The 9,419-nt window shown below is 64.7% G+C and carries 6 protein-coding genes; 3 read left to right on the forward strand and 3 right to left on the reverse strand.

Features of this window, described 5'->3' with window-relative positions; genetic code table 11:
* The coding region (locus tag K728_RS23295; protein ID WP_443110906.1) for an NADH pyrophosphatase zinc ribbon domain-containing protein at positions 1-595 on the reverse strand (595 nt) is incomplete at its 3' end.
* Positions 596-741: 146 nt separating this feature from the next.
* Between K728_RS23295 and K728_RS22730 the strand changes: the two genes are divergently transcribed.
* Together K728_RS22730 and K728_RS22735 are read left to right on the forward strand one after the other, a co-directional pair.
* A complete protein-coding gene (locus tag K728_RS22730; protein ID WP_443110907.1) occupies positions 742-1,497 on the forward strand; it encodes a macrolide 2'-phosphotransferase in 756 nt (251 codons plus the stop codon).
* Positions 1,498-1,507: 10 nt separating this feature from the next.
* Complete coding sequence (locus tag K728_RS22735; RefSeq protein WP_337587482.1) at positions 1,508-2,026, forward strand: hypothetical protein; 519 nt, start codon at positions 1,508-1,510, stop codon at positions 2,024-2,026.
* Between the two features lie 34 nt (positions 2,027-2,060).
* Here the strand turns inward: K728_RS22735 and K728_RS0113240 are convergent, their stop codons facing one another.
* Both K728_RS0113240 and K728_RS0113245 read right to left on the reverse strand, forming a co-directional pair.
* Complete coding sequence (locus K728_RS0113240; protein WP_024475744.1) at positions 2,061-5,489, reverse strand: ATP-dependent helicase; 3,429 nt, start codon at positions 5,487-5,489, stop codon at positions 2,061-2,063.
* Positions 5,486-8,722 (reverse strand): ATP-dependent helicase, encoded by a 3,237-nt coding sequence (locus K728_RS0113245; RefSeq protein WP_035746870.1) that lies wholly within the window; start codon positions 8,720-8,722, stop codon positions 5,486-5,488. Before K728_RS0113245 ends, K728_RS0113240 begins: the two co-directional genes overlap by 4 nt.
* A 297-nt stretch (positions 8,723-9,019) precedes the next feature.
* Between K728_RS0113245 and K728_RS19435 the strand changes: the two genes are divergently transcribed.
* Positions 9,020-9,419, forward strand: a 400-nt coding sequence (locus K728_RS19435; RefSeq protein WP_337587502.1) for an aminotransferase class V-fold PLP-dependent enzyme, incomplete at its 3' end; no start/stop codon positions are given.

The raw sequence follows: 9,419 nt of genomic DNA on the forward strand, positions 1-9,419 counted from the left end.
CCGATCCCAGGAGCAGCCGATCGGCGTCGTCCACCACTGCGACGATGATGGCCGGGTCGGTCCTGGGGTAGTGGCTCGACTCATCGGCTGGACAGCGCCGCACCCAGCCACCTTCAACAACCTCTGTCAACGCCCCACAACGGGGGCAGTGGGTGTGCTTCGCATGCCAGTTCGCAATCGACGCGGCCTGAACGAAGATGCCCGCGTCCCGGCCGGAGAGAGCCAGCGCCACCTCTCGGAGGCCCAGCCAGCTCGTGCCGTCAAAAATTTCGTTGTCCATGGATTCCAGCACTGCGAGCAGAATGTGGGTACCGGTCGGAATGCCGCCGTGATCGGGATCGTCGGCGAGGGTTCGCCCCAGGTAGACCAAGGTTTCCGGACGGCTAACGGTCGCCGAATCCACGAACAGGAGGTTCCCGTCAACAACTGGGGATTTCCCCTGGGCGATGAACATCACACGCGTGGTGGGAGCACCCCACAGCTCATCGAGCAGCAAGGGACTTGAACGCAGCGCCCCTCCACGGTCCAGCGCCACCCGCGCCAGCGGTAGCGCTCCGAAGGACGGAAGGGTGGGAATCCGGAGGGTTTCGCTCATGGTTCTACGGTACGTTCTCGGTCCCCCAAAACACATTTCAGTACCACTTTTGCTGACCGCGGTGGCAGCTTCTGACGACTCGCCGACCGGCAACGGCTCTTTCTGGGAAGGACAGCCCTACCGTTGAGGATGTGAAACGGACACCCATGGAACTCGCGGCGATTGCCAGCGCCGCCGTACCCGGGCTTACCCCTACCGGGGTGGCAGGCATCCCCGACGATGCCGCGGATTTCGAATCGGCGCTGCTAGTCGACGACTCCGGGAAACAGTGGCGGGTACGGTCCCCTAAACACCCCGACGCGTCAATGAGGCTCGAGACTGAACTGCAGGCGTTGAAGGCATTCACACCCGCGATCAGGGCGGAGCTGCCGTTCCTGGTCCCCCACATCGCGGGGACACTGCGGCAGGGCGAACTGTGTACCTTCGTGTACGCGCATCTCGAAGGTTCCGTCCGCGAGCTGGACGACCTGGCCGGTGGGGGGAATGAGCTGGTCAAGGAACTCGGGCGGATGCTCGCCGCGATCCACGATCTGCCCCCGCTGCTGGTTCATAACGCCGATCTGCCCAGCTACGAGGCAAACGAGTTCCGGCAACGGAAGCTGAACGAGCTGGACCAGGCCGCCACCACCGGCAGAATACCTGCGCATCTACTGCGACGGTGGGAACACGCGCTCGAGGATGTCACGCTCTGGCGGTTCCACGCGACAGTGGTCCACGGGGACCTTCACGAAGACAATCTGCTGATCTCGGCCGGTCGTGTCAGCGCGGTAACCGGTTGGACCGACCTGCGAGTGGGCGATCCAGCCGACGACTTTGCCTGGCTGCTGGCAGCCAGCAACCCAGGATTCGCCGACGCCGTCCACAACGCCTACGTCGCGGCTCNCTCGTGGCGAAGCCGCTGACCCGCACCTGATGCGACGTGCCGCTCTCGCCGCAGAATTCGCCTTGGCGCAGTGGTTGGTGCGGGGCGTGGCGATGAACAACTCCGAGATGATCACCGAGGCCGAGGACATGATGTCAACCCTTGACCGGGACCTGCAGGCCGAGGAAGCAGCTGCCGCCGCCTACCGGGCACAGCAGTCACAGCACCAGCCCGACACCACGATCGCCGACACTAACGGTGCCGACACTGACAGTGCCGACAACAACGGTCTGGACAACAACGGTGCCGACGGCGAGGTCGCGGAACCCGCCCTACCGATCGACGACCATTCGGTGGCTGGGGAAACTATTGAGGACGACGGCGGCGACACTTCGGGCTTCGACGACGGCGATCCTGGCACTGGCACTGGTGCTGAGTCGCCGGATACTGATCGCGACGCGGGCAGCGAGTCGGCCAACACCACCGAGAATCCTCGCCCGTTTTCAGTCTCACCGGTTCCGGCCGACGACACTGAAACGTCGTCGCTGCCGATCATCAAGTCCAGCTGATCTTCCGCGGCAGTCGGCAGTAAGCGCTGGCAACCTAGTCCTGGTGCAGGGACGTCGCCCTGATAATGATGTCTTCGAGTCCTGCCTCGCTAGCCAGATCATGTGGTCGAATCACCGTATCGGTGCTGGCGTAATAAAACGCCGCTTGAACCGACTCCAGCGGAACTCCCTTCAACCGCGCCCAAGCCAACCGGTAGACAGCGAGTTGCACCGACCGCACCGTTAGTTTCTCCCGCGATGGCGGGGTGCCAGTCTTCCAGTCGACCAGTTCCCACGTTCCGTCGTCGTGCCGGAAGACCGCGTCGATACGTCCCCTAACCACGAGCGTACCCACCTTCGTTTCGATGGGGACCTCAAGTTCCACCGGCAGGCGGTGGGCCCAGGCTGACTGCCTGAAGGTAGCGATCATTCTGTCGAGGTCCAGGGCATCGTCGATATGGGAATCGGCACCCGGGGTTTCACCGAGGTCCAGCATGCCGCTGGTCCCGTAGTACTCCTCAATCCAGGTGTGGAAGGCTGTGCCACGCCGGGCTGCCATTCCGGGACGCCGCGGCACCGGCCGCCGAAGTTGACGGGCCACCGCAGCAGGATCATCGGATAGCTCCACCAGGAGGGACGCCGAGATGTGCGCCGGGAGTTCGACTTCTGAACTGCCGGTTGCCCGGGAATGCCGGGCCAGAGCCAGTCGTGTCTCCTCGGACCACCGCCCGCCAGCGCCAGCCGGCCCAGTTCCCGCGTTGGTTTCCGACGAATCGGATGCCGCGGCTGCCGCTGTCAGGACCGCAGCCGCTGCGGTCTCCATTTCCGGACGACGCGTGTGGAGCGGGTCTGTTGGCCAGGCGGCACGGGTTTCCGCCGCGTTGGCCGGGTTGTTGTCTCCTTCCTCCTCCTGGGTCAGCCATTGCAGCACAGCGAAGCCCGGCTGGTGGTGTTCGGCCAGGTCGAGCAGCTCAGTGAGGTAGGTGGACACCGGGGTGGGTTTGGTCCGGCCGCCACCCCAGGCCGAAGACGTGCAGACCAACACGTGTTTGGCCCGGGTGAACGCGACGTAGGCAAGCCGGCGTTCCTCCCGCTCGGCGTGGTAGCGTGCCTCCGCGGTGAACTCCTTCTCGCTGGCAATCCACGAAACCTGATCCTCCTGGTCCCAGTCCCAGTGCGGCAGTTCTCCCGCGTCTCCCCTGAGATTCCATGGAATAGCCGAGTCACCGCTGCTCCAGCGCGAGTCGGATCCGCTGGGGAAAGCACCCTCGTTGAGCCCCGGGACAATGACGATGTCCCATTCCAGTCCTTTCGCGGCGTGCACGGTGAGGAGCTGCACAGCATCCCGGTTGGTCTCGAGTGCGGTGACCGGCAACCCATCCTCTTCGGCATCTGCTGCCTCAAGCCAGGCCAGGAACGCGGCCAGGTCCACGCGTTCCGCCGTCGAGCTGAATCCGGCGACGGCGTCCACGAAAGCGTCAAGGTTGCGCCGTGCCTCATGGATCCCCACCCGCGGTTTGGCTGCCACCTCGATGTCGAGCAGGATGCGACGTTCCACTTCGTTGATCAGGGTGGTGAGATCGTCCCCGACGAAGTCCCTGAGCACCCGCAATTCGTCGCGGAGACGAATGAGCCGGATTCGTCCTTCACCGCTCAGCTCGCGTCCGCTGTTTGAGACCCAATCTGCCGGTGGGAGATGGTCAACTGCCTCGACCAGACTGCCCAGTTCGACAGTGTCGGGCAGCACCGTGTCGGCCTCCTGCCCGGCTCCGGCTCCGACGTCGTCGGCCGGTTCGGTGGCGGGCGTGGACCAGAGCCTACGTCGGGCCAGTTGCCTGGACCAGTCACCCAGGGCCATGATGTCTGCCGCGCCGATCCGCCAGCGGGCGCTCGAAAGCAATCGCAGCAGGGAATCGGATCGATCCGGGTCGCCGAGCACCCGCAGCACTGCGAGCAGTTCAACGATTTCGGGTGTGCGGAGCAAGCCCCCAAGTCCCACAATCTGCACCGGAATGCCACGCTTCGCCAGTTCCTGACGGATGGGTTCAAACTGCCGCCGCCCACGGCATAGGACTGCGACGGTCGGTTTGAGCGCCCGGCCCTCGGCACCGACCTCAAAACCTCGCCGTCGATGGTGCTCCACCTGGTCCGCCAGGGCAGCGGCCTCACCCGTAACCGTTTCGCCGTCCAGCTGTACCGATGCTTCGCACAGGTACCTACCCAGATACACCTCCCCCACTCCTGCCCGGGGTTTCGGTTCCAGCGGAGGGACGAACAGGGTAGAGCTGCGCAGCCAGCTGGGTTGACGATTGAGTTCGGAGGCAACAGCGTTGGCTGCCGCGAGAATACTGGTGCCGTTGCGCCAGGCGACCGAAAGGTTGGCGACCAATGAAGGGCGTAACCCGTCGTCGGCGGTGAGGGGGAACGTGGTGCGGAACGTTCCCAGTTGACCGGCCGAAGCTCCGCGGAAACCATAGATCGACTGGTGGGGGTCCCCCACAGCGGTCACCGCCCGGCCGTCGCCGAAGAGCTTCGAGAACAACACCATCTGCGCAAACGAGGTGTCCTGAAATTCGTCCAGCAGGACTACCCGGAATTTCTGGCGCTCCATTTCCACCGCCTCGGGGATGTCGCTGACAATCCTTGCTGCGAGAGCAACCAGATCACCGAAGTCCAGCTGCCGACGGGTGTGTTTGGCATCTGAATAGTGTTCGACCAGTTCGGTGACGGTCACCCGGGTTCGCAGTTTGTCCAGCAGCCTGGCAACAGCCTGTGCCGGGCGGCGCGTTGTGCCCGCCGCGTATTCCAGCTCACCGACGGCCGAGATGTGTTCCCTCAGCACCGCCCTCACTTCGGCCGGTGTCACCAGATGTTCAGCGCATTCCCCGGCCATGGTGAGGACCGCCTTGACCAGGGTGGACTTCGCGGCACTGAAATGCTCCCACTCCCCCTCATACGCTTCCACCACGGAACTGGCCAGTTGCCAGGCCTGTGCAGCACCGAGCAGCACCGAGTCCCGCTCCACCCCGATGCGCAATCCATAGTCCTGGACAATCGAGTTGGCGTACGAGTGATAGGTCGACACGCTCGGGTCTAGCCGGTCCTCGTCGGTGCCTTCATATCCGGCGGCGTCCAACGCTGGGTACAGTGCCGACAATTGCTGCCGGATCCGGGTGGACAACTCTCCGGCTGCTTTTTTGGTGAAAGTTACACCCAGGATCTGCTCCGGCCGGACCAGTGCGTTGGCTACCAACCAAACCACCCGGTCAGCCATGGTCTTGGTCTTACCTGATCCGGCGCCCGCAATGACGAGCAGCGGTTCGAGCGGCGCTTCAATAATGGTGACCTGATCTGGTGTGGGGTACTGCACTGGTGAAGTGGGATCACGGTGCAGTAGTTCAGCGAGTTCTCTGGCAGAAAACCGCTGGGCCACCCGATTGGCGGGCACTCCACCAGTTGCGACCGGGGCTGCTGCGCTGCTCATTCGGTCACCTGCCGTCCCTCTTGGCACAGCGGACAGATTTCGGGCAGTCGACAACCTGACCCACCGTGGCCTGATCGCTTCGGATCATGCACCGTATCGAACTGCGCTGACGACATGAGACGTGCTGCTTCCTCGATCATTTCCCGGGCCCACCCATCATCGGCCGCCAGGGCGGGTTGCTGCTGGACTCCCGCTTCCTTGCGGGTGGTTCCCAGCTGGACCAGGGCGGCCCCACCCGATCCTGCGACCTGCCCAGCAGAGAGTGCCCCCTCATTCACGGCGACCTGGTAGGAGGCCAACTGCGGGTGCCGGTCCAGATCCGCCAGCGAGGGCGAGGACTTGCCGGTTTTCAGGTCGACTATGACCAGCCTGCCCTCAGCATCGATTTCCAGCCGGTCGATCTGCCCCCTCAATCTCGCGACGCGCGGGGCATCCCCGATTGCCACCTCCAGGTCCACTTCGAAATCGACCTCAGTACCGACCAGTGACCGACCTGCCTGCCGCATCGCAATCACGTAGCCAGCGAGCTTCCGCACCATCTGTTCGGCACGCTGAAAATCGATCCTCCCCTCCCAGTTCTCCTTCATCCCGAGGGAAGGCCAACGGCGCTGCAACTCCTCAACGTATTGACTACCGGTGGCATCCGGGAAGTCCTGGGCAATGCTGTGCACCAGCGTTCCCAGAGACCGCGCGAAGTCCATCGTCGGCTCACCGCCGACCGCCGATACGAACCAGTTCAACGGTGATTTCAGGACAGCATCAACCTTGGAAGGAGACACCGGGATGGGCTGGTCGCCGGGCACCACCGGTGCGCTGGAGGAGAGCTCCTGGAGGCCCCACCACTCACGGGGGTGGGCTCCCGGCACCGTAGGAGAATGGTTGACCATAGCGCCCAGATGGTGGGTCGCTTCCCGAGAGAGTTCAGGGTATGCGGTCGCTTGCTGGGCATACTTCCTCAGTTCAGCCACGAGCGCGCGCAGCGTCAGCGGGCGTTGCACCTCGGTCCGGGACCGTTCCAATTGACCGGGGGGCAACGGATCCACCAGGTCCAGGAACGGTGAGGGCTGTGCCTCATCGGATGCCACGGCACAGCAAATCAATTCTTCGGTGGCCCGGGATACGGCGACCGAGAAGCTGCGAAGCTCGTCGAAGCGGATCTCCTGCATCAGGATCAACGGGTCGCGGTGCCGGCGAAAATCCGCTCCGTAATCCATCAGCGCGGTGAGTTCGCCTGAACCGAGCAATTCCCCTCTGAGCCGCAGATTGGGCCAGGTCCCCTCCTGGATACCTGCCACGATCACCACCGGCCATTCCCGACCGGAAGCGCTGGCGGGGGTGAGCAGCGCCACGGATTCCTGGTTCTGGGCGCGCGGCGCCAACGTGTCCATTGGCAGTTCCTGGCTGGTCAGGTACTCGAGGAACCGGGCCGGCGCCGCCCCGGGCACCTGGTCGACGAACCGTTCGGCCGTCTGGAACAGGGCCACTACTGCGTCGAGGTCGCGGTCCGCGTGGGCAGCGGACGCTCCCTCGGCAACCGCTGAGTCGGCCCATTGAGTTGACCACCCTGAGGCCTCCCACAGCGCCCACAACACCGTCTCGGGGTTCGCTCCCTCCGCCTCAAGAGCTGACGTTCCGGCTGAGATCATTCGCGCGACCCTTCGTGCCGCTTTACCGCCCTGCATCCCTGGGCCAATCAGCGAGGGGTCGGTGAGTGCCTCAACCAGCAACTCGTCGCTGGTCCTCCCCCGGCCGGCCGCCACTTCCGTCTGGCGAAGGCTCTGCCGCAACCGGCGGAGCTCAAGTGTCCCCGCGCCGCCCACCCGTGATGATAGTAAGGACACGGCTAACGCCGCATCCAGGGTCACCTGGCCCAGGACGACCCCAAAAATGTCCAGTAACGGCTTCACCGCTGGTTCGTCACGAATGGCCCGCTCCGCTGCCGGAACGTTGACCGCAATCCCCTGTCCGGTCAGATAACGCTGAAACTCGGCCAGTTGGGCCCCGGTCCTCACGATCACTGCAATGTCGCCGAGACTCCGTCCCGCGAAGAGTTGTGCCTCAAGGATCCGTTGTGCCACATACCGCAGCTCGTGGAATGAGGAATCCACCAGATGCGCGGAGACCAACCCCACCTCATTGAGAATTGTTGGGCCCTGCGGTGCAGGCTCCAGCGTTCTGTACGCGCCCGCACCGCCGACGACCGAGATGCGCGAGGCGACGTTTTGCCATGCCTCCGCCAACGGCCCGGTTAGCCGGTGGGAGGTCCTGAGCGCAACCGTCAGCAGCTTGGTGTTCCCCGTGAGGTCCTGTGCCAGTCTGCCGGTCAGCTCAGGCCGGGCGCCCCTGAAACCGTGGACGACGGTGTCCGGGCACGACGCCACGAGGACGTCGCTGTCCCTGCCCAGCAGGGTGAACAGGGCATGGACAGCCGCGTTCGACTCCTGGTAGTCGTCTACGAGAATGAGCTGCAGCCGGGATCGCTCCTGTGCCAGCAGCTCCGCGTCGACCTCCAGCAGGTTCCGGGCCGCGGTAAGCACGCCCGCCGGGTCGAATGCCTCGGGCATCCGCAGATCCAGGATGTCACGGTACTCCTGGTACAGCTGGGCGCCCGCTGTCCAGTCTGGACGGTTGAAACGACGCCCCAGGTCAGCCAGTTCATCCGGATGCATTCCGTACTCGCTGACCCGGTCGAAAAGCTCCCGCACCTCTTGCCTGAACCCTCTGGTGGGAAGGGCGAGGGTCAAACCCTCCGGCCACCCCAGCGGTGTCGCCCCGGGACGGTTGTGACCGTCCAGGAGCTCCTTGATGATTAGGTCCTGTTCCGCGCCGGAGAGGAGACGGGGGCTGCGAATCAGCTCGGGGATCCGTCCCTCAATTCGCGCCCTGCGGATCAGGTCAAAGGCATAAGACGCCCAGGTCCGTGCTGGTGCTGCGCTTAGGCTGCGGTTCAGGCGGGAGGTCAACGCGTCACGAAGCCGTGCTGCGCTCAGGCGGGACGGCGCCAGCATCAGGACTGAGGCCGGATCCAGCCCGTCCTGATCGATCCGCCGCACCGCCGCTTCGACCAGCACGGTTGACTTGCCGGTCCCTGGGCCGCCCAACACCAGCACCGGTCCGCTACCGGCGCCAAGAGCAACGATTTCTGCCTGTTCAGGGCTAAGGACCGGCGCCGTGGCTGACGGTTGCCCGGCCCGCGCATCTCCTGCTGTTACCAATCGTGGTCTAGCGTTCATGGTTTCAGCCAATCATGGGGGTCTGACGTTTTAGGGATCGGCTCCGAACCCCCGGCCAGTGCGGAACGGGTCACCTCGATTGCACCCCGTTCGGTTTCGGCTGGGTTCCATCGGGCCGCAGCCATCTCGATCGTGTACCCCGGCTCCGCCCGGGTCTGGGATCGGGTATCCCCGCTGGTTCGCAGCGGGGTCCCCTCAGCCACATAACGGGGTAAAGCCTCTGCGCTGTGGCCGAGCGGAGGAAGGCCGCTGGCGCGGACCACCCGCTGGGTCAGCTTCGACCCTGAGACCTCAGAATTGCGCCTGGACGAACTGCGGGAGGCGCTGAGCCCCCGCACCCGGCTCGTCGCCGTCACAGCAGCATCGAACCTGCTCGGGACCATGCCCGACATCCGTGCTATTGCCGGGATGGTGCACGACGCCGGTGCCCTCCTGTTCGTCGACGGTGTCCACTACGCCGCCCACGCTGCCGTGGATGTGCGGGCGCTGGGCGCCGACTTCTTCGTCTGCTCGCCCTACAAGTTCCTGGGCCCCCATTGCGGTGTGCTCGCCGCCGCGCCAGCCCTGCTGGAGGCGCTGTTGCCCGAGAAGCTGCTGCCCTCCACCAACGCGGTCCCTGAACGCTTTGAACTTGGCACCCTGCCGTACGAGATCATGGCTGGCACGACGGCGGCAATCGACTTCACGGCGACCCTGG

The organism is Arthrobacter sp. CAL618 (genome assembly GCF_000468215.1).
GTDB lineage: Bacteria > Actinomycetota > Actinomycetes > Actinomycetales > Micrococcaceae > Arthrobacter_D.